The sequence below is a fragment of the Streptomyces abyssomicinicus genome (genome assembly GCF_008974245.1).
Classification (GTDB): domain Bacteria; phylum Actinomycetota; class Actinomycetes; order Streptomycetales; family Streptomycetaceae; genus Streptomyces; species Streptomyces abyssomicinicus.
Window position 1 is genome coordinate 1,285,249 of sequence record NZ_BBZI01000006.1, and the last position, 25,772, is coordinate 1,311,020.

Annotated in this window: 24 protein-coding genes and 1 pseudogene; 7 read left to right on the plus strand and 18 right to left on the minus strand. The window is 73.0% G+C overall.

Annotation, left to right across the window (positions count from 1 at the left end):
• Positions 1-5: 5 nt before the first annotated feature.
• From GBN72_RS13145 to GBN72_RS13175, 7 genes are all read right to left on the minus strand, one after another.
• Entirely contained in the window at positions 6-593 is a 588-nt protein-coding gene (locus GBN72_RS13145; protein WP_151771855.1) for a TetR/AcrR family transcriptional regulator, read from the minus strand.
• Between the two features lie 227 nt (positions 594-820).
• The gene (locus GBN72_RS13150; protein WP_164540576.1) at positions 821-2,161 is read right to left on the minus strand and encodes a dicarboxylate/amino acid:cation symporter; all 1,341 of its coding nucleotides are present in this window, start codon (positions 2,159-2,161) and stop codon (positions 821-823) included.
• Between the two features lie 392 nt (positions 2,162-2,553).
• The gene (locus GBN72_RS13155; RefSeq protein ID WP_151771856.1) at positions 2,554-2,814 is read right to left on the minus strand and encodes a DUF4229 domain-containing protein; all 261 of its coding nucleotides are present in this window, start codon (positions 2,812-2,814) and stop codon (positions 2,554-2,556) included.
• 135 nt (positions 2,815-2,949) lie between these two features.
• Positions 2,950-3,474, minus strand: coding sequence for a GNAT family N-acetyltransferase (locus GBN72_RS13160; RefSeq protein ID WP_151771857.1), 525 nt, complete (start codon positions 3,472-3,474; stop codon positions 2,950-2,952).
• A 158-nt stretch (positions 3,475-3,632) separates the two neighbouring features.
• A complete protein-coding gene (locus tag GBN72_RS13165; RefSeq protein ID WP_151771858.1) occupies positions 3,633-4,088 on the minus strand; it encodes an Lrp/AsnC family transcriptional regulator in 456 nt (151 codons plus the stop codon).
• Positions 4,089-4,251: 163 nt separating this feature from the next.
• A complete protein-coding gene (locus GBN72_RS13170) occupies positions 4,252-4,929 on the minus strand; it encodes a UbiX family flavin prenyltransferase (RefSeq protein WP_151771859.1) in 678 nt (225 codons plus the stop codon).
• A 76-nt stretch (positions 4,930-5,005) separates the two neighbouring features.
• The gene (locus tag GBN72_RS13175) at positions 5,006-8,470 is read right to left on the minus strand and encodes a hypothetical protein (protein WP_151771860.1); all 3,465 of its coding nucleotides are present in this window, start codon (positions 8,468-8,470) and stop codon (positions 5,006-5,008) included.
• 136 nt (positions 8,471-8,606) lie between these two features.
• Here GBN72_RS13175 and GBN72_RS13180 point away from each other — a divergent pair, with 136 nt between their 5' ends.
• Positions 8,607-9,224, plus strand: a complete 618-nt coding sequence (locus GBN72_RS13180) for a rhomboid family intramembrane serine protease (protein ID WP_151771861.1) — start codon at positions 8,607-8,609, stop codon at positions 9,222-9,224.
• A 67-nt stretch (positions 9,225-9,291) separates the two neighbouring features.
• On the opposite strand, the gene GBN72_RS13185 is transcribed toward GBN72_RS13180, so the two are convergent.
• Positions 9,292-9,846: a TetR/AcrR family transcriptional regulator gene (locus GBN72_RS13185; protein WP_151771862.1), complete on the minus strand. Its 555-nt coding sequence runs from the start codon at positions 9,844-9,846 to the stop codon at positions 9,292-9,294.
• Positions 9,847-9,949: 103 nt separating this feature from the next.
• Here GBN72_RS13185 and GBN72_RS13190 point away from each other — a divergent pair, with 103 nt between their 5' ends.
• Positions 9,950-10,873: an NmrA family NAD(P)-binding protein gene (locus tag GBN72_RS13190; protein WP_151771863.1), complete on the plus strand. Its 924-nt coding sequence runs from the start codon at positions 9,950-9,952 to the stop codon at positions 10,871-10,873.
• 298 nt (positions 10,874-11,171) lie between these two features.
• On the opposite strand, the gene mqnP is transcribed toward GBN72_RS13190, so the two are convergent.
• Both mqnP and GBN72_RS13200 read right to left on the minus strand, forming a co-directional pair.
• A complete protein-coding gene (gene mqnP / locus GBN72_RS13195; protein ID WP_151771864.1) occupies positions 11,172-12,095 on the minus strand; it encodes a menaquinone biosynthesis prenyltransferase MqnP in 924 nt (307 codons plus the stop codon).
• The gene (locus tag GBN72_RS13200) at positions 12,079-13,542 is read right to left on the minus strand and encodes a menaquinone biosynthesis decarboxylase (protein WP_151771865.1); all 1,464 of its coding nucleotides are present in this window, start codon (positions 13,540-13,542) and stop codon (positions 12,079-12,081) included. The genes mqnP and GBN72_RS13200 overlap by 17 nt, the downstream gene beginning before the upstream one ends.
• A 136-nt stretch (positions 13,543-13,678) precedes the next feature.
• On the opposite strand from GBN72_RS13200, the gene GBN72_RS13205 reads away from it, so the two are divergent.
• From GBN72_RS13205 to GBN72_RS13215, 3 genes and pseudogenes are all read left to right on the plus strand, one after another.
• Complete coding sequence (locus tag GBN72_RS13205) at positions 13,679-14,092, plus strand: PLD nuclease N-terminal domain-containing protein (RefSeq protein ID WP_151771866.1); 414 nt, start codon at positions 13,679-13,681, stop codon at positions 14,090-14,092.
• A 178-nt stretch (positions 14,093-14,270) separates the two neighbouring features.
• The gene (locus GBN72_RS13210) at positions 14,271-14,684 is read left to right on the plus strand and encodes a PLD nuclease N-terminal domain-containing protein (RefSeq protein ID WP_151771867.1); all 414 of its coding nucleotides are present in this window, start codon (positions 14,271-14,273) and stop codon (positions 14,682-14,684) included.
• Positions 14,685-14,688: 4 nt separating this feature from the next.
• Positions 14,689-15,513: pseudogene (locus tag GBN72_RS13215) on the plus strand (LysR family transcriptional regulator); the annotation flags it as partial.
• Here GBN72_RS13215 and GBN72_RS13220 read toward each other — a convergent pair.
• A complete protein-coding gene (locus GBN72_RS13220; RefSeq protein WP_151771868.1) occupies positions 15,488-16,480 on the minus strand; it encodes a DMT family transporter in 993 nt (330 codons plus the stop codon). The pseudogene GBN72_RS13215 and the gene GBN72_RS13220 overlap by 26 nt on opposite strands.
• 371 nt (positions 16,481-16,851) lie before the next feature.
• Here GBN72_RS13220 and GBN72_RS13225 point away from each other — a divergent pair, with 371 nt between their 5' ends.
• Entirely contained in the window at positions 16,852-17,421 is a 570-nt protein-coding gene (locus tag GBN72_RS13225) for a hypothetical protein (RefSeq protein ID WP_151771869.1), read from the plus strand.
• 37 nt (positions 17,422-17,458) lie between these two features.
• Here the strand turns inward: GBN72_RS13225 and GBN72_RS13230 are convergent, their stop codons facing one another.
• From GBN72_RS13230 to hemL, 7 genes are all read right to left on the minus strand, one after another.
• Positions 17,459-18,238, minus strand: coding sequence for a CDP-alcohol phosphatidyltransferase family protein (locus tag GBN72_RS13230; RefSeq protein ID WP_151772033.1), 780 nt, complete (start codon positions 18,236-18,238; stop codon positions 17,459-17,461).
• A 94-nt stretch (positions 18,239-18,332) separates the two neighbouring features.
• The gene (ccsB, locus tag GBN72_RS13235) at positions 18,333-19,436 is read right to left on the minus strand and encodes a c-type cytochrome biogenesis protein CcsB (RefSeq protein ID WP_164540578.1); all 1,104 of its coding nucleotides are present in this window, start codon (positions 19,434-19,436) and stop codon (positions 18,333-18,335) included.
• Complete coding sequence (resB, locus tag GBN72_RS13240) at positions 19,433-21,322, minus strand: cytochrome c biogenesis protein ResB (protein WP_151771870.1); 1,890 nt, start codon at positions 21,320-21,322, stop codon at positions 19,433-19,435. Before resB ends, ccsB begins: the two co-directional genes overlap by 4 nt.
• 3 nt (positions 21,323-21,325) lie before the next feature.
• Entirely contained in the window at positions 21,326-22,048 is a 723-nt protein-coding gene (locus GBN72_RS13245; RefSeq protein ID WP_151772035.1) for a cytochrome c biogenesis CcdA family protein, read from the minus strand.
• 37 nt (positions 22,049-22,085) lie between these two features.
• On the minus strand, positions 22,086-22,709 hold the full coding sequence (locus GBN72_RS13250; protein ID WP_151771871.1) for a TlpA family protein disulfide reductase: 624 nt from the start codon (positions 22,707-22,709) through the stop codon (positions 22,086-22,088).
• Between the two features lie 96 nt (positions 22,710-22,805).
• Positions 22,806-23,495: a histidine phosphatase family protein gene (locus GBN72_RS13255; RefSeq protein WP_151771872.1), complete on the minus strand. Its 690-nt coding sequence runs from the start codon at positions 23,493-23,495 to the stop codon at positions 22,806-22,808.
• Positions 23,492-24,814: a glutamate-1-semialdehyde 2,1-aminomutase gene (hemL, locus tag GBN72_RS13260; protein WP_151771873.1), complete on the minus strand. Its 1,323-nt coding sequence runs from the start codon at positions 24,812-24,814 to the stop codon at positions 23,492-23,494. Before hemL ends, GBN72_RS13255 begins: the two co-directional genes overlap by 4 nt.
• A gap of 324 nt (positions 24,815-25,138) precedes the next feature.
• Between hemL and GBN72_RS13270 the strand changes: the two genes are divergently transcribed.
• Positions 25,139-25,762 (plus strand): hypothetical protein, encoded by a 624-nt coding sequence (locus GBN72_RS13270; RefSeq protein ID WP_174887124.1) that lies wholly within the window; start codon positions 25,139-25,141, stop codon positions 25,760-25,762.
• The last annotated feature ends 10 nt before the right edge of the window (positions 25,763-25,772 follow it).

Sequence of the window (25,772 nt, forward strand, 5' to 3'; positions counted from 1 at the left end):
TTCTTCTAGTTCTTCCCGGGCTCTGCATCCCGGACGGTGCGGCCGGGATCGAGGTTGAGTGTGCGGAGCGCGCCGGTGAGCAGCGCCTCGCGCAGGGTCAGGTCGTCGTACGGCAGGTCGGCGGCGCCGGTGGCGAAGATCCCGCCGAGCGCCATCAGGGCGGCGACGCGGTCCCGCGGGGCGGCGGAACGGCCGGCCACCGCGTCGACCAGCCGGTCGCGGATGCCGTCCATCGTCTCCACGCCCAGGTCGGGCAGGCAGGACACGTCGGCGAGGTTGTCGAAGAGCAGCTTGATCTCGCGGCGGAACCGCAGGGTGATGCCGACGAAGGAGTGGACCGCGGTGAGCGCGGCCTCCTCGCCGTCCAGCTCCGACAACCGCTCGTCGAGGGCGAAGACCTCGTTGCCCACCGGCATCAGCAGCTCGGTGAGGATCGCCTCCTTGTTGCTGAAGTGGTAGAGCAGGGACGCCTTGGAGCAGCCCACGTCGGCGGCGATGTCCGCGAGGGACGTGCCGCGGAAGCCGCGGGAGACGAACAGGCGCAGGGCGGAGGCGAGCAGCCGCTCGTGCAGACCGCTGGACGTGCGTGCCATGCACCCACGGTAACTGTCCGAACGGTCAGGTCTGACCGTTCGGACAGTCGACACGATGTGTGTTGGCTCACGCCGGCCCCACGCCGGCCTCACGCCGGCCCCACGCCGACCTCCTGTCGGCACGGCGGGGGCGCCGCCGCACGCGAAGGACCCCCTCCGCCCGGAAGGGGCGGAGGGGGTCCGAAGCGTCGCCGCGGGAGGCGGCGGCGGGGTCAGGCGGTGGCGGGTCAGGCCGTGGCGGCCACCGGCTCGGGAGCGCGGTCGCGGACCTCCGGCTCGTCCTCCTCGAGCGGCGAGGAGGAGGCGCCGCGGTAGGCGTCGCGGTCGAGGATGTTCTCCCGGGCCGCGACGATCACCGGGACCAGCGCCTGGCCGGCCACGTTGGTGGCAGTGCGCATCATGTCCAGGATCGGGTCGATGGCCAGCAGCAGGCCGACGCCCTCCAGGGGCAGCCCCAGCGTGGACAGGGTCAGGGTCAGCATCACCGTGGCGCCGGTCAGACCGGCGGTGGCGGCGGAGCCGACGACCGCGACGAACGCGATCAGCAGGTACTCCTGGAGGCCCAGCTGGATGTCGAAGATCTGCGCCACGAAGATCGCGGCCAGCGACGGGTAGATGGCGGCGCAGCCGTCCATCTTGGTGGTCGCGCCGAACGGCACCGCGAAGGAGGTGTACTCACGCGGCACGCCCAGGCGCTCGACGACCTTGACGGTCAGCGGCATGGTGCCGACCGAGGAGCGGGAGACGAAGGCGAGCTGGATGGCCGGCCAGGCGCCCTTGAAGAACTGGACGGGGCTGACCTTGGCGACGGTGGCGAGCAGCAGCGGGTAGACGCCGAACATGACCAGCGCGCAGCCGATGTAGACGTCGGCGGTGAAGGTCGCGTACTTGCCGATCAGGTCCCAGCCGTAGGTGGCGATGGCGCGGCCGATGAGGCCGACGGTGCCGATCGGGGCGAGCAGGATGACCCACCACAGCGCCTTCTGCAGCAGCTCCAGCACCGACTCGCTGAAGGTGAGGACGGGCTGCGCCTTCTCGCCGATGGCGAGGGCGGCGATACCGGCGACGGCGGCCATGAAGACGATCTGCAGGACGTTCAGCTCGGTGAACGGCGTGATGACGTCGGTCGGGATGATCCCGGTCAGGAAGTCGATCCAGCTGCCCTGGCTCTCCGGCTTGGCGCCGTCCTTCGGGGTGAGGCCGGTTCCGGCGCCCGGGTTGGTGATCAGGCCGATGGCGAGGCCGATCACCACGGCTATCAGCGAGGTGATCAGGAACCACAGCAGCGTGCGGGAGGCCAGCCGGGCGGCGTTGTTGACCTTCCGCAGGTTGGTGATGGACACCAGGATCGCGAAGAAGACGAGCGGGGCGACGGCCAGCTTCAGCAGCTGGACGAACGTTCCGCCGATCTTGTCGAGGGTGGTGACCAGCCAGGTCAGGTCCTGGCTGCGGGCCAGCCAGCCCAGCAGGACGCCGAGGACCAGACCGGCGACGATCTGGGCCCAGAAGGGCACCTTGAGCGAGCGCTTCGGCTTGCTCACGGCATTCGTGTTCTCGGACACGGACACACTCCGTCGTGGGGACGCGCGCGGTGGCGGGGGGAGGGGTGAAGAACGCTGAACGGCGGCGCCCCGGGATCGGTCAGCAGCGCCGCGTGGAGGTGGAGGCCGGGGCCCGGACTCGGGTCAGAGCCGACACGCCGCGACGACGCGACGGCAGAGGTCCACATGCAGGCGCGCCACGAGCGCGAGGCTCTGCGGCGTGAAGGGCGCGGCTGCTGACGTCATGCACATACGTTAACAGCAAAGCTTTGGGAGGCCCAAAGCCTTTCTTTGTGAGGTGAAACGCGTTCCGGCCCGATAAACGGCAAGTGCCCCAACTCCTGAGGGAGCCGGGGCACTTGGTTGCGGAAGGCGTTGACGCGGTGGCGTCGACGCGGGCGGCTTCGACGCGGACGGCGTCAGTCCTCCTGGGAGCGGTTGAGCTCCAGGTTGACCTTGGCGCGCTCCATCCGCTCGACGATCTGCACCGAGGCGCGGTCACGCTCGCCGCGCAGCACGACGAAGCTGATCGGAGCGGAGAGCACCAGCGCGAGCAGGATGATCCACACGCCGTTGGAGTCGCCGACGGCGCTCGGCAGCAGGCCCGCGTAGACACCACCCCAGACCACCGCGAGGCAGCCCACGAAGATGCCGAGGCGCATCAGTGTGTAGCGGAGCATCTCAAAACCCACTCTTCCGTCCAACGAAGGCACTGCCGTCCAGTGAAACACGACGGCGGACCGATCGTGCGGGCGGGGCGTTCCGGCCGGCTCCGGGAAGGGACCGGCGGCCTCGGCGGAGCGGCACCGGCGGCCTCAGTGGAGCGGCAGGTACATGGTGATGTCGTCGCGGTCGTCCCCCGGGGCCACCCGGATGGCGCCCGGCACGCGGCCGACCTCCTTGTAGCCGCAGGAGGCGTAGAAGTGCTCCAGCCCCAGGCCGCCGCGGCAGCCGAGTCTGACGGCCTCGATGCCCTCGAGGCTCCGGGCCGCGTCGGCGAGGGCGGCCATCAGGTCGCGGCCGTAGCCCTTGCCCTGGTGGGCGGGGTGGACCATCACGGTGTAGGCCATCACCCAGTGCTTCATCAGCCGGTGGGCGTTGTACGCGAGGAAGCCCGTGGCCAGCACCCGCCCCTCGCCGTCCTGGCCGACGAGCAGCCTCGCGGTGCCGTCGGCGACCTGGGTGAGCTGCTTGACCAGCGCGGGGCGGATGTCGTCACGCGTCACCGGCGGCACGAAGCCGACGGCGCCGCCGGCGTTGGTCACGTCGGCCCAGAGGTCGAGAACACCGTCGCGGAGGGCGGGGGTGACGGCCGGGTCGAACGTGAAGGTAAGGGTCATGGGCAGAGGCTAACCATTACGCATCTCGCGGTTCAAGCGGATTCCACGGGGTGGACGCCGAGGAACCGGGCCGTCGTGCGCGGGTCGTCCACCAGGCCGCGGCGGGAGCGCGGTCACCCGCCGCACCCGCCGCGGACCGGTGGTCGCGGGGAGGCGGGTCAGACCTCCTCGGGCAGCTCTCCCACCCGGTTCTCCCACTTGGTGGAGAGCACGATGGTGGTACGGGTCCGGGACACCCCGTCGGTGCCGGAGAGCCTGCGGATGATCCGCTCCAGCCCGTCCACGTCCTTCGCCCGCGCCTTCAGCATGTAGCTGTCGTCGCCCGCGATGAACCAGCAGTCCTCGATCTCCGGAAGCTCCTTGAGCCGCTTGGCCACGTCCTCGTGGTCGGCGGCGTCGGAGAGCGAGATGCCGATCAGCGCGGTGACGCCGAGGCCGAGCGAGGCCGCGTCGACGGTGGCCCGGTAACCGGTGATGACCCCGGCCGCCTCCAGCCGGTTGATGCGGTCGGTGACGCTGGGCCCCGACAGACCGACGAGGCGTCCGAGTTCCGCGTAGGAGGCCCGTCCGTTCTCCCTGAGAGCCTGGATGAGCTGCCTGTCCACGGCGTCCATGCGATCGATTGCCTTCCGGTGAGATGGATCTGCTGAGGTGGATCTGCGGAGGTGGATGCTGAGATGGATGCTGAGGTGGATCTGCGCGCAGGTGATCGATGCGTACGTCGGCAACGGCCCGTTCGACGACGGCCCGTTCGACGGGACCGACGGCGGCCGGTGGTCAGCTCTCGGCGGTCCTCGCCTCGCCGAGTCCGCCCTTCCACCGGCGGTAGAGCGCGTGCGGGACGCCCGCCGCGTCGAGCACCCGGCCGGCGACGAAGTCCACCAGGTCCTGGATGTGGGTGGCGCCCGCGTAGAAGGCCGGGGAGGCCGGGACGACGCTCGCACCCGCGTCGTCCAGCGTGACCAGATGCCGCAGCGTCTGCCCGTTGAGCGGGGTCTCCCGCACGGAGACCACCAGTGGGCGGCGTTCCTTGAGCGTCACACTGGCGGTGCGCTGCAGCAGGTCCTTGGAGAGGCCGACCGCCACCCCCGCCACGCAGGCGGTGGAGGCCGGCACGATCAGCATCCCCCGGGCCGGGTACGAGCCGGAGGAAGGGCCGGCGGCGAGATCTCCGGCCGGCCAGTACCGGACGTCGTCCACCCGGGCCTCGAAGCTGTCGGGCTTGCCGTCCGCCCCCATGGCCAGCCAGCTCCGCAGGTCGTCCCGCCAGTGGGCGTCCCGGAAGGAGATCCCGGTCTCGTCGAGCAGCGTCAGCCGGGACGCCCGGCTGACGATCAGGTCGACGCTCTCCCCCGCTTCGAGCAGCCCGCGCAACACCGCTGCCGCGTATGGCGTGCCCGACGCCCCGGAGACCCCCACGATCCAAGGAGTCCGCCGCTTTTCCCCTGCGTTCACACTCCGAGCCTACCGGCGGGGTCCGACGACTCCGGCACGGGCAGGAGGCCGCCGCGCCGTCGCGGCAGCCGCCGCGCTACTCGTGCCTGGTCACGGTCCGGTGGGCCAGGTACCGCACGTCCGGGTCCGCGTGCCGGCGCGCGACGCGGAGCAGCTCCCGCCACCCCTCGGGCCAGCGGAGCCTGGTGCCCACGGAGACGGTCAGGCCGGTCGCGAGCAGGCCCGTGACGGTTCCGCCGTCCCCGGCCAGTCGCCGGACCACCACGGTCAGCGCGTCGCAGGCCTCGGCGGGCAGTTCCCGGTCGCCGGGGAGCAGCCGGCCGGCGACGACCGCCGCGGCCTGCGCCCCGGCGCCCTCCAGCGCGGCGGCGACGTCGCGCAGCCGCGCGGTCGTCCCGTCCGGTCCCGCGGCCGGGTCGACCAGGGAGGCGAGCAGGTCGGCCCTCTCGAACGCCAGCAGCGGCTCCCGCGCGAGCTGGGCGACGAGGGGCCGCACGACCTCGGGAGTCCGGCCCGCCTCCGGGCCACGGGACACCAGGATGCGCAGCCGCTGCAGCACGGGCAGGTCCCGGTCGTCCGGCGCGTCGCGGTCGTCCTCCGCGGCGTGCAGTGCGGTGAGGAGCCCGGCCACCGCCCCGTGGAACACGCTGCCCCCGGCCGTGCCTCCCGCCGGGTGCGGCAGCCCGGACGCGGCCACGCCCTGCAGCCGGTACGCCGCCTCCCGCCAGCTCCGGTGGTTGCCGACGTCACACACGGTGCGGGCCAGCCGGTCGGCCGCGGCGGCGTCGTACCGGACCCAGGCGGCCAGGGTCCCGGGCGCGGACGAGGGGAGGTCGTCCGTCGCCGCGAAGGCGTCGTACACCGTCCCGGCCAGCCCGGCGAAGGCCCGCCGGCGCTCCGACGGCAGGTCCCCGGGACGGACCGCGAGCAGCGCCCGCCGCACCTGCGGGGCCTCGGCGCGGGCGGCCCGGGCCAGCAGGTCCCACGCCTGCGGCAGCCCGGAGAGCGGCGGCAGCACGGCGACGACCGCGGCCCGGACGTCCGGGTGACCGTCCTCGGCCAGGAACGCCTCCGCGAGCAGCGCGGTGGCCACGCGGGGCGCCAGGAAGCGCGGGGCGAGGCGTACCGCCTGCTTGCGCGAGGTGACCTTCGCGGGCCGCCGGCCGGTGAGCAGCTCGCCCAGCAGCGGGGCGAGGGCGGAGGGCCGGGTGAAGCGGGCGGCGCGCTCCGCGGCGTACACCGCGACCCGGGCCCGGTCGGTGGCGGCCTGGTCCAGCAGCACCGGCAGGACCTCGTGCGGGCGGTCGGTCCACGGCAGCGCGGCCAGGGCGGCCTCCGCGAGCACCACCTCCGGATCCTGGACGTGCCGCAGTGCCAGGCGGGCGCCGAGTTCCGGCAACGGCGCGGCGGCACGGATCGCGGCGGCCCGTTCGTCCAGCGGGAGGGAGGGGTCCGCGGCGGTCAGCTCCGCCGCCCGGGCCGCGGCCCGCTGCTGGCGGGGCAGCCAGCGCTCGCCGTCGGCGAGGTCCGGCAGCGGGCGGCGGGCGCCCGGCGTCAGGAACCGCCCGTACGGCGGCTCGTCCCCGAGCAGCACGTCCAGCAGATCGGTACGCCGCGTGCTCAGGGCCCGTCGCACCGGTGGCAGGACGGCGGCGGAGGGCTCCCTCTCCAGCAGGCGGCCGACCCGTTCGCCGCGGGTGGACGGATCGGCGAGCCAGAGCTCGGCGGCCGCGGCGAAGGCGTCGTCGTCACCGCGCTCCAGGGCGGTGACCAGCCGGTCCTGCAGGGCGGGCATCCGCCGGGCGCGCCTGCCGAGGGCCTCGGCGAGGCCCAGCAGCAGCCGGAAGTCGCCGTGCTCGGCGGCGGCGTCCAGCGTGGGGGTGAGCGCGTCGAACAGCTGGTGCTCCTGGCCCTTGCGCAGCGTCCGGGACAGCGGGCCGAAGGCCAGGATGCCCGCCCTGCCGGCAAGTCGGCCGAGGGTGGCCAGGGCCGCGTCGGCCAAGGGCGCGTCTGCCGGAGCCGCGTCGGCCAGGGCGCCGTCGGCCGGGGCCGCGTCGGACGGAGCCCCGTCGGCCGGGGCGGGGGCCGTGTCACGTCCGGCGTGCGCGACGAGCAGTCCCACGGCCAGGTCACGGACGGCGGTGCGGGTGGCCCCCGAGGCGTCCCGTGCCTCGAGCGCGTCGGTGGCGATCCGTTCGAGCACAGGCGCGTGGACGGGGCGGAACACCAGGGGCCGGGCCTGCGCCAGCGCGGCCAGGGCGGAGCGGCGGACGGGGTCCTGCTCGTTGCGCAGCCGGCCCATGGCCGTGAGCAGTTCGGTGACGGCCCCGGGGCCGCCGTCCTGGGTGGCGGCGCGCACCAGCAGCGGCCAGGCGGCGCCCCGGTCGGCGGCGTCGGGCGCGCGGACCGCGGCGAGCAGTTCCTCGCGGGCCTCCTCCCAGGCGCCGTGGGCGAGGGTGTCGAGGCGCTCCCACCCGTGGTCGTCCGCCCCGAATCCGGCGGCCTCCCGGCGCACCTCGGCATGGCGGCGTCCGCGCGGCAGCAGGTCGAGCACCTGGAGCAGCACCTCGTCGCGGTGCGCGGCGCCGCTCAGTGCCGCGTCGAGGAACGCCGGGCGCGCGGCCGGTGCCATGGCCTTGAGCAGCGCCCGCAGGTGCGCGGTGCGCCGCGCCCAGTGGCGGCCGAGCGCGGTCAGGGACGGGGGCCGCGCCCGCAGCAGTCGCCGCAGCACGCCCGGCGGCAGTACCGGCTCCCAGCGGCGGAAGGCGTGTTCCGGGGCGACCAGCCACCGCGTGAACCGCTCGGCGTCGGCGGTCACCAACGGGGGGAACAGGGCGTGCAGGGGCCAGGGGACGCTCAGGGGCCCGTGCTGCTCCAGCAGCGCCAGGACGCGGTCCGGGTGCGCGGCCGCGAGGGGAGCGACGGCGGGGGCGTTGTTCCGCCACCAGGTGTCGCGGGCCGCGCTGTCGCGTTGTGCCAGCTCGGCCTCGACCTGGTCCAGCACCGGTTCGTGGTGGCGGCGGGCCGGCGCCGTCCAGCCGTCGACGGCGTGCGCGACCGGGGCGAGGTGCCGGGCGACGAAGGGGGTGGAGCAGGCCGGCAGCAGACGGGCGGCCTCCCGGTCACCCCGCTCCTCCCGCAGCAGCGGGAACAGGCGTTCGGCGAGCGCGGTGCGGTCGCCGGAGGCGAGCAGCGCGGTGAGGCGGCGGCGGAGGGCTTCGGGGGCGTCCCGGTACGCCGCCTCGACCGCCTCGTCGGGCAGCGGGAGGGTACGGGCGGCGCGGAGGGCGTAGCCGGCGACCACGGGGTCCGGGTCGGTGAGGCGTGCGGCCAGGAAGGCGGTACGCCGGCCGGTGAGTGCGGCCAGTGCGGCGAGCCGCCGCTCGTACGGGCCCCGCGCGTCCAGCTCGGCCAGCAGCCGGTCGAGTGCGCCGTCCTCCTGTCGGGCGAGGTCGCGGGCGGTCGTCGCGGTGTGCGCGAGCCGGGCGGGGAAGGGCAGGGGGTCGAGCGCGGAGAGCAGCCGGTCGGCGGGGGTGGGCATGGGGTGATTCTTTCCGGGCAGTGACGGTGGGCCGCAAGGGATTTCGATTCCGATGGGTGAACCCGGGAACCGGACAAGGGGCGCAAAGCGTTCTGGGGGCAGGCGGTCCACGCGAGGGACGAGGGACGGGGGATCCATGGCAGCCATCGGTGGCGGTGCGGGCGCGAGCCCCGGTGCGGCGGTGTCGCGCGGGGACCGGGCACGGCTTGCCGGAAAGCTGATGGTGGGCTGGGTCGCCCTGTTGTGGCTGCTGGAGATCGCCGACGTCCTGCTGGGCAACGCCCTCGACCGCTTCGGCGTCGTGCCCCGCGTCCCCGCCGAGCTGGCGGACGTCGTGCCCGCCTCGTTCATCCACTTCGGCTTCGCCCACGTGGCGGCCAACACCGTGCCGCTGCTGGTGCTGGGCTTCCTCGCCGCGCTCGGGGGGATACGGCGGTTCCTCGCGGTGGTCGCGCTGATCGTGGTCGCCGACGGGCTGGGCGTGTGGCTGATATCCCCGGCGGGGGTGAACACGGCGGGCGTCTCCGGCGTGATCTTCGGCCTCTTCGGGTTCCTGCTGGTGGCCGGGTTCGTCGAGCGGCGGCCGCTGGGGGTGCTGGTCGCGGTGCTGATCACGGCGGTCTGGGGCAGCTCGATCCTGGCGGGCCTGGCCCCCACGCAGACGGGCGTCAGCTGGCAGGGACACCTGATCGGCCTGCTCTCCGGCGTGGCCGCGGCATTCCTCCTGGCCCGCCGCGGGCGCGCGGCCCGGTAGCGCTTCGTCGGGTTCCGCGCCGTGTGCGGCGGCTGCGCCGGGCAGCACCGTGCGCCGCCTGCCCTGCTCAGCTCCGCGGGCTCAGTCCCGCCACGGCCAGCCCGAACAGCCGGTTTGCCCGGGCGGCCGGGTCGGGGTAATGCTCCGTGGCCAGGACGATGCCGATGACCAGCGTGATCAGGTCGGCGACAGTGACTCCGGCGGCCACCGCGCCATCGCGCACGGCGCGACGCAGCAGAGGGTCGGCCGCCTCTTCCAGCGCCGCCGAGCAGCTGTTCTCGTGCACCGGGCCGTCGTAGGCCAGTGCGGCGGCCAGCCCCCGGGCGGACACGGAGTAGGTGACGACGTCACTCAGCCAGGCCAGGAGCGCGGTACGGCTGTCGTCCTCGCCGGCCAGGTCGTGCGCGCGGACGCACAAGGCCTCGATCCGTTGGCCGGAGACGGCCTCCAGCAGGGCACGGCGCGTGGGGAAGTGGCGGCGCACGGTCGCCGAGCCCACCCCCGCGGTGCGGGCGATCTGTTCCAGGGAGGCGTCGGCGCCATGGGCGGCGACCTCCTCCTCGGCCACGGCGAGGATGCGCGCGTAGTTGCGCCGGGCGTCCGCACGCTGGCGTTCGGGCATGGCGTCACCTCCGGGATTGCTAAGTGGCGGGGCCCGCCGTATCGTACCCGAGCATAAACGGCGGGCCCCGCCGTTTAATGGACGAGCGTCCTGAGGAGCAGCGATGTCCGAAGACTCCGCACCTGTCCTGGTCACCGGCGCCACCGGCAAGCAGGGTGGTGCCACCGCCCGCGCACTGCTCGCCGCGGGGGTGCCCGTCCGCGCCCTCGTGCGCGACCCCGCCACCGACCGGGCCAAGGCCGTCGAGGCACTCGGCGCGGAACTGGTCACCGGCGACCTTCACGACCTCGATTCCGTGGTCCGGGCCGCCAGGGGAGCCCGCGCCGTCTTCTCCGTGCAGATGCCCGCCGTCACACCGGAGGGCTTCGACTTCGACGGAGAGGTGACCCAGGGCGTCAACCTCATCGAGGGCGCGAAGGCCGCCGGAGTGCAGCAGTTCGTGTACACGTCCGCCACCGGCGTCGGCCGGCACACCGGGACGCCTGGCTGGGCCGAAGGCCGCTGGGCTTCGCTGGAGCCTCCACTGGGCGCCAAGAGCACGATCCAGGACCGGGTCCGGACGGCCGGCTTCCCGCACTGGACGCTTCTCAAGCCGGGCTTCTTCATGGAGAACTTCCTCCCCTCCATGGCGTTCCTGTTCCCGCGTGGCATCGAGGGCGGCCTGGTGAGCGTCCTGCGCCCCGAGACCCGGCTGTCCCTGGTCGCGGTGGACGACATCGGCGGGGCGGCCGCCGCGGCCATCGCCGCTCCGGAGCGGTTCGACGGGGTCGAGCTGGAGCTGGCGAGCGACCACCTGTCGATGAAGGAGATCGCCGAGGTCCTCTCCCGCGCCGTGGGCACGCGACTGTCCGCACCGGACATGACCGAGGAGGAAGCCTTCGCCGCCGGGATGCCGGCGATGGGAGCCGGCCACGAGTGGCTGAACGTGGCCCCCCAGCCGGGCCGCCCCCAGTACGCCAGGGACCTCGGCATCCCCCTCACCAGCTTCGAGGAATGGGCGCGGAGGCACATGCGGCCCACGGCCTGAGACGGCACCGCGTCCCGACCGGCCCGGTCCGGGAGGGCCGCCCCCTCCCGGACCGGGCCGGACGTCCCCGTCCCCGCACCAGCCCGAGGACGGGGCCATGGACAGGGCCGGGGACGCGGAGACGCGGAAAGGGACAGGGCCAGGGACAGGGGACAGGGAACGGGACCGGCAACCGCCCGGTGTCCACCTCGGGACCGCCCGGCGAGGTGCGCCCGGGACGGTCACGGGCGAGGTGCGCCCGGGACGGTCACCGCGGCCTGCCCGCGGCGTCCCCTCCCGGTGGCGGGCGCACCGCGGGTCACACGGTCAGGCCGCGGACCACCAGGTCGGTCAGGGCGAAGAGGAACAGGGCGATGCCGATGAAGCCGTTGACGCTGAAGAACGCCCGGTTGAGGCGGGACAGGTCGTGCGGCCGCACGATCGTGTGCTCGTAGACGAACGCGCCGGCCACGACCAGCAGGCCGAGCCAGAAGAACAGTCCCGCCCCGGTGAGCAGGCCGAACCAGGCGAAGAGCGCCGTCGTCACCACGTGACAGCCCCGCGCGCCCCAGATCGCCGCCGGGATCCCGAAGCGCGCCGGCACCGACTTCACGCCGACCGCGCGGTCCGTCTCCACGTCCTGGCAGGCGTAGATCAGGTCGAACCCGCCGATCCAGATGCCCACGGCGAGGCCGAGGACGACCGCCTCCCCGGACCACTCCCCCGTGACGGCCAGCCAGCCGCCCAGCGGCCCGATGGCCTGGGCGAGCCCCAGGATGGCCTGCGGGAAGTTCGTGAACCGCTTGCCGTACGGGTAGACCACCATCGGCACCGCGGCGACCGGCCCCAGCATCAGGCACAGCGGGTTGAGCAGCGCCGCCGTCACGAGGAAGACGGCGAGCGCGACCACCGCCCCGGTCCACGCCGTCCGCACCGACACCGCTCCGGTGACCAGCTCCCGCTGGGCGGTGCGCGGGTTGCGGGCGTCGATCTCCCGGTCGATGATCCGGTTCGCCGCCATCGCGAAGGTCCGCATGGCGACCATCGCCACCGTCACCAGCAGCAGGTCCACCCAGTGCACCGACCGGTCCACGGTGAACATCGCGGTGAGCGCGGCGATGTAGGCGAAGGGCAGCGCGAAGACCGAGTGCTCGATCATCACCAGGCGCAGGAAGGCCCGCACCCGCCCCGGCCGGGGCTCCGCCGGGACGGACCCGGCGGCTGCGTCAGCGGCGGCGGTCAATGCCGTACTCCTTCCATCGGCGGTCGACCTTCGCCGCCGTCTCCGGGTCGGACAGGACCATCTCGGGCCAGCCGCCGTCCCGGGTGTAGCCCTCCTCGGGCCACTTCGCGGTCGCGTCGATGCCTGCCTTGCCGCCCCAGAACTGCTGGTAGGAGGCGTGGTCCAGGTGGTCGACGGGGCCCTCGACGATCGTGAGGTCGCGCGAGTAGTCGGTGTTGCCGAGCGCGCGCCAGGCGACCTCGTGCAGGTCGTGGACGTCGCAGTCGGAGTCGACCACGACGATCAGCTTGGTCAGCGACATCATGTGCGCGCCCCAGATGGCGTGCATGACCTTCTGCGCGTGCTTCGGGTACTTCTTGTCGATCGAGATGATCGCGCAGTTGTGGAAGCCGCCCGCCTCGGGCAGGTGGTAGTCCACGATGTCCGGCACGATGATCTTGAGCAGCGGCAGGAAGAACCGCTCGGTGGCCCGGCCCAGCGGCCCGTCCTCGGTCGGCGGCCGGCCGACCACGATGGACTGGAGCAGCGGCTTCTTCCGCATGGTGACGCAGTCGATGGTCAGCGCGGGGAACGGTTCCTGCGGCGTGTAGAAGCCGGTGTGGTCGCCGAACGGCCCCTCGGGGAGCATCTCGCCCGGCTCGAGCCAGCCCTCCAGCACCACCTCGGCGTTGGCCGGCACCTGGAGCGGCACGGTCTTGCAGTCGACCATCTCGATCCGCCGGCCGGCCACGAACCCGGCGAACAGGTACTCGTCGATCCCGCCCGGCAGCGGCGCGGTCGCCGAGTAGGTGACGGCGGGCGGGCAGCCGAACGCGATGGCCACCGGCAGCCGTTCACCGCGTCGGGCGGCCACCTGGTAGTGGTTGCGGCTGTCCTTGTGGATCTGCCAGTGCATCCCGATGGTGCGCTTGTCGTGGCGCTGCAGCCGGTAGAGGCCGAGGTTGCGGATGCCGGTCTCGGGGTCCTTGGTGTGGGTCAGGCCGAGGTTGAAGAAGGCGCCGCCGTCCTGCGGCCAGGTGAAGAGCGCGGGCAGCTGCTCCAGGTCGACGTCGTCGCCGGTGAGCACGACCTCCTGCACGGGGCCGTCCTTCACCTTCTTCGGCGGCACGTGCGTCATGGTGCCCAGCTTGCCGAAGGCCTCCCGCACGCCCACGAACCCGTGCGGCAGTTCGGGCTTGAGCAGGCCGGCGATGGTCTCGCCGATCTCCTCGTACGACTTCAGGCCGAGCGCCTTCAGCAGGCGGCGGTCGGTGCCGAAGACGTTCATCGCCAGCGGCATCGCGGAGCCGCGGACGTTCTCGAAGAGGAGCGCCGGGCCTCCTGACTTCTGGACCCGGTCGACGATCTCCCCGACTTCCAGGTGGGGGTCGACCTCGGCCGTCACCCGCTTCAGGTCTCCGTCGCGCTCCAGGGCCCGCAGGAAGGAGCGAAGATCGTCGTAAGCCATGCCCCCCAGTATCGCCGAGGGCCCTTCGGGCACCGCGTCCGCCCCTCGGACGAAGCACCCGCCCAGCCGCTACCCTGGGTGAGGTCCGGGTCGGCTGCCGCCGTCCCGCCCGTCGTTCGCTGGGGGTACGCCCGTCATGCTGAGGATCCTGCCGCTGCTCCTGGTGCTGGCCCTGACCATCTACGCCTTCATCGACTGCCTGAACACCCCCGAGGAAGACGTCCGGGTACTGCCCAAGCCGGTCTGGGCGCTGGTGATCCTGCTGCTGGGCACGGCCCTGATCGGCCCGGTGGCCTGGCTGATCGCCGGCAAGGTCCGCCACGGTGCGGGCGGGGGCGCGGGCGCGGAGGACGGCTCGCCGCGGCCCCGCGGCGGACAGCGCCGGCAGCGGTTCGTGGCGCCCGACGACAACCCGGACTTCCTCAAGTCGCTGGGCGACGAGACGCGCAGGAAGCGCGAGGAGCCGCAGGAGAAGGACGACCTCGGCAAGCAGGAGCCGCGCGACGACAAGCGCGAGCGCGACGAGGACAAGGACAGCCCGGAGAGCTGACGGCCCGGAGAGCCGGCGACCCGGAGACCCGACGGCGCGGGGCCGCCGGCGCGGAGCCGCCACCCCGGAGAGCCGGGTGACGCGGCAGGAGCCGCCGGTGGGACCTGTCGTGCGCAGCCGCTAGTCTGCCGCTCCTCACCGTTCGAACAACGCGTCGCGTCCTGGGGGGACCTTCGACATGCTCCGGATCCTGCCGTTCCTGCTGGTGCTGGCCCTGTGGATATACGCCTTCATCGACTGCCTCAACACCCCCGAGGAGAAGGTGCGCGGCCTGCCCAAGGTGGTGTGGGTGCTGATCATCCTCTTCCTCGGCGAGGTCCTGGTCGGCCCCATCGCCTGGCTGGTGGCCGGCAAGGTCCGCCACGGCGCCGCCGCTTCCACCGGCTCCACGCCCTCGGAGTGGCACCGCAACCACCGGCCCGGCTCCGTCGCCCCTGACGACGACCCGGCCTTCCTCAGCCGGCTCGCCGAGGAGAACAAGCGGGACGAGGCCCTCCTGAAGGACTGGGAGGCCGACCTGCGCCGCCGCGAGGAGGAACTGCGCCGACAGGAGCGCGGCGGGCCCGACGGCCAGGACCGCGGGGACGGCTGACCCCGTGTCCGGAACGCTCGAACTGCGGCTGCTGGCGACCTTCGAGAAGGTCGCCACCCGGCTCAGCTTCACCCGCGCCGCTGCCGACCTGGCGTACGCGCAGTCCACGGTGACCGCGCAGGTACGGGCCCTCGAACAGGACCTGGGCGTCGAGCTGTTCGACCGGCTCGGCAACCGCATCCGGCTCACCGCGGCCGGGGAGCGGCTGCTCCCCTACGCCCGCCGCCTCCTGGACCTCGCCGACGAGGCCCGGGCCGCCGCCGTCGCGCCGGGCGAGCCCTCGGGGCACCTCACCGTGGGCACCATCGAGTCGCTCACGTCCTACCGGCTGCCCCCGCTGTTCGAGCTGTTCCACCACCGCTACCCGAAGGTCCGCCTCTCGCTGCGCACCACCATCGGCGACGAGACCATCGACGCGCTGCGGCGCGGCGGCTACGACCTCGGCTTCCTGATGGAAGCCGGTACCGAGCACGCCGGGCTGGAGACGGCGGTGCTGCTGCCGGAGCCGCTGGCCCTGGTCGCCGCCCCGGGGAACCCGCTGGCCGGACGGCCCCTGGCCACCGCCGAACTGTGCCGGGCCACGCTCCTCGCGGTCGAGTCGGGCTGCGCCTTCCGCGACCGGTTCGAGGCCGAGCTGACGGCCGCCGCCGGGGGCGAGCCGGTGTCCTTCCGCGAGTTCGGCACCGTGGAGGCCACCAAACGCGCCGCGGCGACCGGCCTGGGGATCACCCTGCTCCCCGAGGTCACGGTCGCCGACGCGCTGGCCGCCGGGACGCTTCAGCGCCTCGACTGGCGGCCGTCGTTCACTCTCCATTCGCAACTGGCGTGGCGGGCCGGGAAGCAGCTGACTCCCGCCGCGCGTCTGTTCGTGGAGCGGACCCGGCAACTGCTGCGGGAGCAGCGGGCTTCGCCGCCGCCGGCTTCCGCAACGTCACCTTGAGGCTGGCCCACACGATCAGCGGCAGGCCGAGCGCCTGCACCCACCCCATGAGGTGCCCGTACACCACCCAGTCGGCGAGCATCGCCACCGCCGGGTAGACGAAGGCCAGCACCGCGATCTTCGCGGTGGGCAGCTCGGCGTAGGCGGCGTACATCAGCACGTACATCACACCAGTGTGGAAGACGCCGAGCCCCACCAGCCAGCCCCAGGCGCCGGCTCCGGCACCGGACATCGCGCCGAGGTCGGCGAAGGGCAGCAGCAGCGGGATGCCGACGACGACCTGGACCAGTGCGATCAGGTGCGGACGCACGCCGCGCACCCGCTTGACCACCAGGGTGGCGAATCCGTAGAGCACGGCGGCGCCCAGCGCCTGGCCGATGCCGAGCAGGTAGTCGCCGTCGCCCGAGACCAGGTCCTCCGGCCGGACGCCCGACACCAGCACCAGGCCCACGAAGGCGAGACCCACCCAGCCGAGGGTGGCGGCGGTCAGCCGCTCCCGGAAGAGCAGGGCGCCGAACACCACCACGAAGAACGGCTGCATGTGGTAGACGACGGACGCCACCGAGATGGAGGTGTTGCCGTACGACTCGAAGAGCAGGATCCAGTTCCCGACGATGAACAGCCCCGCCAGGACGGTCAGCGCCAGGCTCCGCCGGGTGAACCCGTGTCCGCGGAACCAGCCGCGGGCGGCGACGTAGGCACCGAGGGCCAGCGCGCCGAACAGGACCCGGAAGAAGACCACGTTGAGCGAGGAGGCCCCCGACTCGACCACGAACACGCCGATCGTCCCGGACAGCACCATGGCCGCCGTGAGCTGGGCGATTCCCTTGCCTTCGTTCGTCCTCGCGTTTGTCATGCCACAGACGCTACGGTCCGCCCTCCGACGGGGGCCACGCCCGAGTGCGGCGTACTCCCGATGGGGTCATCGGCCCTGCCGATGACCCCAGGTCACAGGGGAGGCGAAGCGGCCTCCGGCGCTCCGGCCGCGAAGGTTCGCCGGGTTGGCCGGGTTGGCCGGGTTGGCCGGGTTGGCCGGGGCGGCGCGACCGCCGGAGGAAGTGACCCGCGCACACCCGCGAAGACCCCGACCGCGCTCGCGTCGATCCGTGCGACCCGCCCGGACGGCGCCCCTGTCCACGTCATGCTGGACAGCCCCGCCGCCCACGGGGGAGAGACGTTCCCGCGCCGGGCGAAGCCCGTCACGACATGCCCTGCGAGGAGCACCGCATGGACCACCAGGACGTTCAGGCCGCCGTGGCGCAGATGCTGGAGGTGCTGGGGCCTCGCACGGGCGAGGACTGGACGGTGCGGGCCGGCTCGCTCGAGTGGAGTTGCCGGCGGACGGCCGCGCACATCGGCCACGACCTGCTGGCCTACGCGGGTCAGCTCGCCGCCCGCCCGGCCGACGCCTACCTCCTCTTCGACCTGCGCGTGCGCCCCACCGCTTCGCCTGCCGAGACGCTGCAGGTGGCCGCCGCATGCGGCGGACTGCTCGGCAGCGCGCTGGCCACCGCCGACCCGTTCCTGCGGGCCTGGCACTGGGGCCCGTGCGACCCGACGGGGTTCGCGGCGATGGGCGTCGCCGAGATCCTGCTCCACACCCACGACATCGCCCGTGGGCTGGGCGTGGACTGGCTGCCGCCGGCCCCGCTGTGCGCGGCCGTGCTCGACCGGCTGTTCCCCGACGCCCCGCCCGGCGAGCCTGTCCCCGTGCTGCTGTGGTGCACCGGACGAGGGGCCCTGGACGGTCTGCCCCGCCGGACGTCATGGACGTGGAAGGCGGCGCGGCCGGGCTGAGCGCACTCGGCCCGGTGACCCGGCGGCGGTCAGGGCACTAGCGCAGGCGGGAGGAGGACAGGATCGAGAAGAGGTGCGCCGGGACCATCACCCAGGTCACGGCCGCCAGGACCACCAGGGCTGTCCGCGTGGCGTCCAGCGAACCGAGGGCGACGTCGACCACGGCGGTGGCCAGCAGGACCAGGGACGCCTCGATGCCGTTGGTGAGCCGGTGGATCTTGAACGCGGCGGCGACCCGGCGCAGCGTGGCCACGCCCTCGGAGCGCGGGCGGGTCGACTCGTCGTCCGCCACGGTCAGTCCGCGCCGGGCGCGGGCGACGTCCACCAGGTCGGTGGAGGCCTTCAGCAGGACCACGCCCATCGCGGTGAAAAGGCCCAGCGAGACCCATCCGTCGAAGCCGCCGCCCTCGCCCCAGCCGGCCGCCCGGAATCCGGCGCCGGCCAGCAGCGCGGCGTCGGCGAGGTAGGCGCCGAGGCGGTCGACGTAGATGCCGGCCGCGCTGTTCTGGCCCTTCCAGCGGGCCACCTCGCCGTCGACGCAGTCGAACAGCAGGAAGAGCTGGAAGAGCACGGCGGCCAGCACCGGGCCGGTGAGCCCGGGGATCAGCAGCGCCGCGCCCGCGGCGACACCGCAGACGACCATCGTCCAGGTCAGCGCGTCCGGGGTGACCGGCGTCCGCACCAGCTGACGCGTCACGCGCAGGGATATCCGCCGCATGTACAGCCGGCCGGCCCAGTGCTCGCCGTTGCGGCTGGCCAGCTTGGCCTGCGGCTGGCAGACCTCCCGCAGCTCCTCCAGGACCGGGGCAGCAGCCACCATGTTCACTTGTTCCTTCCACCGACGGGCTGAGTGACGGCCAGGGTAAGGGAGGCCCCGGACGGGCCCGGAGCCGCCCCCTCTGCCCGAGGCGTCACTCCACGCCGGCGTAGGAGTGCTTGCTGCCGGAGACGAAGATGTTGACGCCGTAGTAGTTGAACAGCCAGCAGCCGAAGGCGAGCAGCGCCAGGTAGGCGGCCTTGCGGCCCTTCCAGCCGGCGGTGGCGCGGGCGTGCAGGTAGCAGGCGTACGCGATCCAGGTGATGAACGACCAGGTCTCCTTGGGGTCCCAGCCCCAGTAGCGGCCCCAGGCGTCGCCCGCCCAGATGGCGCCCGCGATGATCGTGAACGTCCACAGCGGGAAGACCGCCGCGTTGACCCGGTAGGCGAACTTGTCCAGCGAGTTCGCGGCGGGCAGCCGCTCCATGACCGAGGTGGCGAACCGGCCCGGTGTGCCGCCGGTGGCCAGCTTGTTCTCATAGGAGTCGCGGAACAGGTAGAGGATCGTGGAGACCGCCGCCACGTAGAACACCGCGCCGCAGAGGATGGCGGTGGAGACGTGGATGTACAGCCAGTAGGAGTGGAGCGCGGGTACCAGCTGGTCGCTGTCGGTGTAGAGCCACGTCACGGCGACGCCGAGGTCCAGCAGGACCGCGGTGACCAGCGGCAGGCCCATCCAGCGGACGTTCCGGCGGAAGGCCAGCAGCGCCAGGTACACGCCGACGGCCACCGTGGTGAAGGTGATGTTGAACTCGTACATGTTGCCCCACGGCGCCCGCTGCACCGACAGCGCGCGGGTCAGCACGCCGCCGAAGGAGAGCAGGAAGCCGAGGACGGTGAGCGAGACCGCGATCCGCCCGTACAGGTCGCCCTGCTCGTCGCCGCCGTGGGCGCCGGGGCCGTCCGGGACGTCGGCGCGGGAGGTGCCCGAGGAGCGGACGACGACCTCGGGGCGCTCCAGCACCGTGGTGCCGCCGGCCTTCTTCACCGTCACCGCGGGTGCGGCGGCGGCCGGCTCCGCCGCGTCCTTGCCGGACGTCAGCGCGGCGGCCGTGCGGGCCACCTTGCTGCGGCTGCCGAAGGTCCACTCGGCGATGTAGGCGAAGAAGGCCAGGGTGTAGACGGCCATCGCGGAGTAGATCAGCACATTGCTGATCTGCGCGAGACTCTCGTTGGTCGTGGCGGCGAGCGTCGTCACTTGTCAGCCCCTTCAGGGGAAGGTACGGGGGAATCTGCGGGGTCGGAGTCGGGGTCCGGGCCGTCGGCGTCGCGACCTTCGGGGTCCGGGCCGTCGGCGTCGGGACCCTTGGAGTCGGGGCCGTCGGCATCGGGGTCCGGTGCGGCGTCGGGGTCCGGTGCGGCATCGGGGTCCGGTGCGGCGTCGGGCGCGGTCGGGGCCCGGTCGTGGACGAGCCCGACCAGCTCGCCCAGCTCCTGCGGGAGCCGCGCGGACTCGCTGCGGCCGAGGCCCGCCATCTCGACGACGGTCACCCCGTCCTCACCGGCCGTGGCGCGCACCCAGACACGGCGGCGCTGGATGAACAGGGAGCCGGACAGACCGGCGATGGCGGCGATCGCCCCGGTCAGCGCCCAGCCGCCGGCCGGCTGCCGCACCACCTGGAAGTTCGCCCACTCCTTGATCTCCTTCTCGAAGGTGATCGAGCCGGCGCCGCCGGGCAGCTCCATGCTCTCGCCGGGCAGCAGCATCTTCCGGAGGGTGTCGCCGTTCTCGTCCTTGAACTGCTTCATCTTCCGGTCGTCGAGCTGGTAGACGTTCTGCAGGATGCCGGAGTCCACGCCCAGGCTGCCGTGATAGCCGGCGACCGCCAGGACCGGGAACTCGAGCGCCGGGAACTGGGAGAACATCGTCCCGCTGCCCTTGCCGGCGAAGGTCGGCACGAAGACCGTGGAGAAGCCGAGCTGCTCCTCCTCGCCCTGGGGGTTGCGGTAGCCGTCGAGCACCTTGACGGCGCCCTGCGAGGTGATGTTCTGGTCGATCGGCAGCATCGGGACCGGCTGGGAGAAGACCACCTCGCCCTTGCCGTCCCGGACCGTGACCACCGGCGCGTAGCCGTGGCTGGTCAGGTACACCTTGGTGCCGCCGATCTCCAGCGGCTTGTTGACCTCGACGACCTTCTTCTTCTCCGTCCCGTCGACACCCTCCCGGTAGGTGAGCTCCGCCTCGTAGGTGCGCGGCGTGCCCCGGTTGGGGCCGGACTGGGCGTAGGTGGCGCGGAAGTCGTCCAGGTCGAAGCTGAACGGCTCCAGGTCGTCGTTGGAGAAGAGGCTGCCGGACCGCATGTCGTCGTACTGGACCGGTGTGTTGGCGAAGCCGTCGCCCTCGACGATCAGCTTGTTGCCCTCGGACTTGTACAGCTCGCCCCAGCCGAAGGCGATCAGCATCACGATCAGCGCGAGGTGGAAGGCGAGGTTGCCCAGTTCCCGCAGGTAACCCTTCTCCGCGGCCACCGCGTCGCCCACCGTGTGGGCCCGGAACCGCCGCTTGCGCAGCACGCCGAGGGCGGCCTCGCGGACCTCCTCGGGCTGCCCGGCGGTGCGCCAGGTCGTGTACGCGGGCATCCGGTCGAGCCGCTTGGGCGCGCCCGGCGGGCGTCCCCGGAGCTGGCCCACGAACTGCCAGGTGCGGGGCACGATGCAGCCGATGAGCGAGACGAACAGCAGGATGTAGATCGCGGAGAACCACACCGAGCTGTACACGTCGAACATGCCCAGCGCGTCGTAGAGCGGCGTCAGGGTGGTGCGTTCCTCGCGGAACTGCTCGACCTTCATCGGGTCGACGCCGTTCTGCGGGATCAGCGAGCCGGGGATGGCCGCCAGCGACAGCAGCAGGAGCAGCAGCAGCGCGGTGCGCATGGAGGTCAGCTGGCGCCAGAACCAGCGGGCCCAGCCGGTGATCTCCCGGGCGGTCCAGGTGATCCACCCCCACGGGCCGGGGGCGCGGCGGCCGCCGAAGGAGCCGGGCACGGCGGTCGAGCCGGACTCCTCCACCGGCGCGGTGGACAGCCGGGCGTGCGCCTCGGTGTCGCCCGCCTCGCTGGTCGGTTCGGTGGTGGTCTCGCTCATGGATCAGATCCCCGGTGTGAAGCCAGTGGTCCAGGTCTGCATCTGCTGCACGAGCAGGTCCCAGACGCCGGTGAGCAGCAGCACACCGGTCACGATCATCATGGTGCCGCCGATGCGGAGCACCCATACGTAGTGCCGCTTGACCCAGCCGAACGCCCCCAGCGCCTTGCGGAAGGCGACCGCGGCCAGCACGAACGGGATGCCCAGGCCGGCGCAGTAGGCGATTGTCAGGATCGCGCCGCGACCGGCGCTCGCCTGGTCGCTGGAGAGCGCCAGCACGGACGCCAGCGTCGGACCGATGCACGGCGTCCAGCCGATGCCGAAGAGCGCGCCGAGCAGCGGCGCGCCCGCCAGCCCGGCGGCCGGCCTGCGGTGGAAGCGGAACTCCCGCTGGGTCAGCCAGGGCATCAGCCCCATGAAGAAGACGCCCAGCGCGATCATCAGCACGCCGAGCACCTTCGACAGCACGCCGCTGTACTCCTGCAGCGTCTGCCCGAAGTAACCGAAGAGCGCGCCCGTGGAGACGAAGACGACGGTGAAGCCCAGCACGAACAGCGAGGCCCCGGCCGCCATCCGGCCGCGGCGCGCCTCCGCCAGGTCGGTGCCGGTGACGCCGGTGACGTAGGAGAGGTAGCCGGGCACCAGCGGCAGCACGCACGGCGAGAAGAACGACACGAGACCGCCGAGCACCGCGACGGGCAGGGCCAGCAGGAGGGCCCCGCTCATCACGGTGTTCGTGACGTCCACGGCGAGGAGCGTCACGTCACTTCTCCGCCAGCACCGGGTCGAGCATGCCGCGCAGCTTCTCCTCGCTCAGCGGCTGCATCGCGCGGGCGGCTATCCGGCCGTCCCGGTCGATGATCAGCGTGGTGGGGATGGCCTGCGGGTTGAGGGTGCCCTTCTCGAAGCGGAGCAGCAGACGGCCCGTCGGGTCGTACAGGCTCGGGTACTCGATGCCCTCCTCCTTCTCGAAGGCGAGGGCGGGCTGGGTGGAGGTGTCGCGGGTGTTGATGCCGACGAACTGGACGCCCTGGTCCTCGGTCTCCTCGGCGACCTTCACGAAGTTCTTCGCCTCGGCGCGGCACGGGGCGCACCAGGAGCCCCAGACGTTGAGGACGACCACCTTGCCCCGGTAGTCGGCGGTGTCCAGCTGTCCGCCGTCCAGCGTCTTCCCCTGGAGCCGGGGCGCGGCGTGCCGGTCGCCCGCGGCGACGGTGGCGATGCCGCTGTCGCTGGTGACGAAGTTGGCGCCGCTGCCGGAGGCGGGATTGCCGCTGTCACTGTCCGATCCGCACGCGGACAGCAGCAGCGCGGCGGCGGCAGCGGTGGCTGCGGCGGTCACGGCACGGCGGTGGCTGCGCGGTGAATGACGCTTGTGGCCAGTCATGTGAAAAGTTTCGCATGTCCGTTCCGGGGATCTCCGGGACCCCCCTCGGCCCCGCGAAACCCCACCTCAGCGGGGGTCGCGGGGCTCCGGTGAGGCCTAGGCGCCGAACGCCTTCTGTCCGCCCTTGACCGGCTTGGCGCCGGCCAGCAGGTGCGCGGGCACCAGGTCCCGGGCGGGTTCGGTGTAGCCGACGGCCACGATCCGGTCGCCCTCGTAGGTGAAGGAGGTCAGCGAGGCCAGGGTGCACTCCCGGCGCCGCGGGTCGTGCCACAGCCGCCGCCCCTCGATCGCGGACCGCACGATCCAGATCGGCAGCTGGTGGCTGACCAGTACGGCCTCGTGGCCCCGGGCCGCGGCCGCCGCGGCGTCCAGCGCCGCGCGCATCCGGGCGACCTGCTCCGTGTACGGCTCGCCCCACGACGGCTTGAACGGGTTGGTCAGGTGCTTCCAGTTGCCGGGCCGCTTCAGCGCCCCGTCGCCGACGCCGAAGGTCTTGCCCTGGAAGACGTTCTCCGCCTCGATCAGCCGCTCGTCGGTGTCGAGCCGCAGGTCGTGCGCCTTGGCGATCGGCGTCGCCGTCTCCTGCGCCCGCTCCAGCGGGGAGGCGCAGACGTAGGTGATGTCACGGGGCGCGAGGTGCTCGGCGACCCGGTCCGCCATCTTCCGGCCGAGCTCGGAGAGGTGGTAACCGGGCAGCCGCCCGTAGAGGAGACCGGTCGGGTTCTCCACCTCGCCGTGGCGCATCAGGTGGACGACGGTGACGTCGTCGCGCTTGGCCCCGCTCATGCCGCGGCCTTGGCGCCTGCGGCGGCACGGGCGGCGGCGGGCAGCGCGTCGGCGACCCGCTCCAGGGCCGCGTCGTCGTGCGCCGTCGACAGGAACCAGCTCTCGAACGCGGACGGCGGCAGGTAGACACCGCTCGCCAGCATGGAGTGGAAGAAGGCGGTGAAGCGGAACGACTCGGCGGCCTTGGCGTCCTCGTAGTCGCGCACCGGCGTCTCGCTGAAGAACACCGAGAACATGTTGGAGGCGCTCTGCACGGTGTGCGCGACGCCCTCCTTGGTGAGCGCCTCGCCGATCAGCCCCTGGAGCCGCGTCGAGGCGGCGTTCAGCTTCTCGTAGGCGGCGTCGTCGAGCAGCCGCAGCTGGGCCAGGCCCGCGGCGGTGGCGACCGGGTTCCCGGAGAGGGTGCCCGCCTGGTAGACCGGGCCGGCCGGGGCGAGGTGCGCCATCACGTCGGCGCGGCCGCCGAACGCCGCGGCCGGGAAGCCGCCGCCCATGACCTTGCCGAACGTCATCAGGTCCGGGACCACGCCGTCGACGCCGAACCAGCCGGCCTTCGAGGTGCGGAAACCGGTCATGACCTCGTCGGAGACGTACAGCGCGCCGTGCTGGGCGCACAGGTCCTTCAGCCCCTGGTTGAAGCCGGGCAGCGGCGGGACGACGCCCATGTTGCCGGGCGAGGCCTCGGTGATCACGCAGGCGATCTCCCCGGGGTGCGCCTCGAAGGCGGTGCGCACCGCGTCCAGGTCGTTGTAGGGGAGGACGATGGTGTCCCCGGCCTGGGCGCCGGTGACGCCCGGGGTGTCGGGCAGCGCGAAGGTCGCGACGCCGGAGCCGGCCGAGGCCAGCAGCGAGTCGACGTGGCCGTGGTAGCAGCCGGCGAACTTCACGACCTTGGCGCGGCGGGTGAACCCGCGGGCCAGGCGGATCGCGGACATGGTGGCCTCGGTGCCGCTGGAGACCAGGCGCACCTGCTCCAGGGGGGCGATCCGCGCCACCATCTCCTCGGCCAGCGCCACCTCGCCCTCGCCGGGCGTGCCGAAGGAGGTGCCGCGGGCCACGGCCTCCTGGACGGCGGCGATGACCTCGGGGTGGGCGTGGCCCAGGATCATCGGACCCCAGGAACAGACCAGGTCGACGTACTCGCGGCCGTCGGCGTCGGTGAGGAGGGGACCGCTGCCGGAGACCATGAAACGGGGCGTGCCGCCCACGGCGCGGAAGGCGCGCACCGGCGAGTTCACGCCACCGGGCGTCACGGCTGCCGCGCGGTCGAACAGCGCCTGCGAGGCAGGGGCTTCGTAGGGGTAGGACGGAACGGTCATGCCTGCGACTTCTCCGGATCTCCGACTGCGGTTACGGGGGACTCCCACAGGGTAGGCCAGCGGTCGTAACCGGAGCCCGTGGCACGGGGTGGACCGGCGGCCGGGGCAGGTGGGCCGTACCGGGCCGTCGTCTGGAAGATAACGGAGCGTGGCCTCCGCCCATCTGCGAGACTGTGACGCGAACCCCGTGCGCGTTCCTCCTTCCGGGTCTTTTCCTGTGTACGTTTCGTGGGACGGGCGCGGGGGAGGTCACTGACACGATGAACGGGTGATCGGGTTGCGCGGCGGGGGCGACGCGTCCTAGAACAGCAGTCGGGTGGAGATATGCATCGCGGTGGCGGACTGGGCGAGGGGACTGGCGACCTGGGTCCTCGACGTTCCCGTCGGGGCAGGCACCGGCGCGACGCGGAGGAGACGACGACGGAAGCGGCCGAGGCCGCGGCCCGCCGGGCGGGCGCGCAGAGTGACGGCGCCGAGAAGCCGGCGGGACCCGTGGCGAGGAGCAGCCGGTTGGGCGTGACGTACAAGTACTTCGGCGCGCCGAGCGGCGCGGCGGCCGCCCGCGTCCCGGAGACCATGCGCCCGGAGGAGCTCGGCGGCGACGAGCTCGGCATGGGCGGCCTGTTCACCCGGATCAAGCCCGAGACGGTGGCGGCGATGGTCCTCACCGGCATCGAGGGCGTCCCGCTGAACAAGGTGCCGCCGCTCGAGCTGGTGGTGCTGCGCCAGGACTACGCGGTGGTCAAGCTGCCCATGACCACGGTGGACCCGCTGCGCGGGATAGGCGAGGAGGCGGTGGGCGCGGCGGCGTTCATCTGGTCCACGGTCCCCGACCGCGGCGGCCCCCGCGACGCGTTCAACGTCTACCAGTTGCTCCACGAGTGGCAGGACTTCAGCCACCGGCTCCACGAGGCCGGCCACCAGCCGTACTGCCTGGTCTGGCCGTAGCGCCCGACGC

What these genes read in the sequence shown, in the direction of transcription:
- GBN72_RS13145 (WP_151771855.1), bottom strand. Translation starts at nt 593, where the DNA reads ATGGCACGCACGTCCAGCGGTCTGCACGAGCGGCTGCTCGCCTCCGCC.
- GBN72_RS13155 (WP_151771856.1), bottom strand. Translation starts at nt 2,814, where the DNA reads ATGCTCCGCTACACACTGATGCGCCTCGGCATCTTCGTGGGCTGCCTC.
- GBN72_RS13160 (WP_151771857.1), bottom strand. Translation starts at nt 3,474, where the DNA reads ATGACCCTTACCTTCACGTTCGACCCGGCCGTCACCCCCGCCCTCCGC.
- GBN72_RS13165 (WP_151771858.1), bottom strand. Translation starts at nt 4,088, where the DNA reads ATGGACGCCGTGGACAGGCAGCTCATCCAGGCTCTCAGGGAGAACGGA.
- GBN72_RS13175 (WP_151771860.1), bottom strand. Translation starts at nt 8,470, where the DNA reads ATGCCCACCCCCGCCGACCGGCTGCTCTCCGCGCTCGACCCCCTGCCC.
- GBN72_RS13180 (WP_151771861.1), top strand. Translation starts at nt 8,607, where the DNA reads ATGGCAGCCATCGGTGGCGGTGCGGGCGCGAGCCCCGGTGCGGCGGTG.
- GBN72_RS13185 (WP_151771862.1), bottom strand. Translation starts at nt 9,846, where the DNA reads ATGCCCGAACGCCAGCGTGCGGACGCCCGGCGCAACTACGCGCGCATC.
- GBN72_RS13190 (WP_151771863.1), top strand. Translation starts at nt 9,950, where the DNA reads ATGTCCGAAGACTCCGCACCTGTCCTGGTCACCGGCGCCACCGGCAAG.
- GBN72_RS13200 (WP_151771865.1), bottom strand. Translation starts at nt 13,542, where the DNA reads ATGGCTTACGACGATCTTCGCTCCTTCCTGCGGGCCCTGGAGCGCGAC.
- GBN72_RS13205 (WP_151771866.1), top strand. Translation starts at nt 13,679, where the DNA reads ATGCTGAGGATCCTGCCGCTGCTCCTGGTGCTGGCCCTGACCATCTAC.
- GBN72_RS13210 (WP_151771867.1), top strand. Translation starts at nt 14,271, where the DNA reads ATGCTCCGGATCCTGCCGTTCCTGCTGGTGCTGGCCCTGTGGATATAC.
- GBN72_RS13220 (WP_151771868.1), bottom strand. Translation starts at nt 16,480, where the DNA reads ATGACAAACGCGAGGACGAACGAAGGCAAGGGAATCGCCCAGCTCACG.
- GBN72_RS13225 (WP_151771869.1), top strand. Translation starts at nt 16,852, where the DNA reads ATGGACCACCAGGACGTTCAGGCCGCCGTGGCGCAGATGCTGGAGGTG.
- resB (WP_151771870.1), bottom strand. Translation starts at nt 21,322, where the DNA reads ATGAGCGAGACCACCACCGAACCGACCAGCGAGGCGGGCGACACCGAG.
- GBN72_RS13245 (WP_151772035.1), bottom strand. Translation starts at nt 22,048, where the DNA reads ATGAGCGGGGCCCTCCTGCTGGCCCTGCCCGTCGCGGTGCTCGGCGGT.
- GBN72_RS13250 (WP_151771871.1), bottom strand. Translation starts at nt 22,709, where the DNA reads ATGACTGGCCACAAGCGTCATTCACCGCGCAGCCACCGCCGTGCCGTG.
- GBN72_RS13255 (WP_151771872.1), bottom strand. Translation starts at nt 23,495, where the DNA reads ATGAGCGGGGCCAAGCGCGACGACGTCACCGTCGTCCACCTGATGCGC.
- hemL (WP_151771873.1), bottom strand. Translation starts at nt 24,814, where the DNA reads ATGACCGTTCCGTCCTACCCCTACGAAGCCCCTGCCTCGCAGGCGCTG.
- GBN72_RS13270 (WP_174887124.1), top strand. Translation starts at nt 25,139, where the DNA reads ATGCATCGCGGTGGCGGACTGGGCGAGGGGACTGGCGACCTGGGTCCT.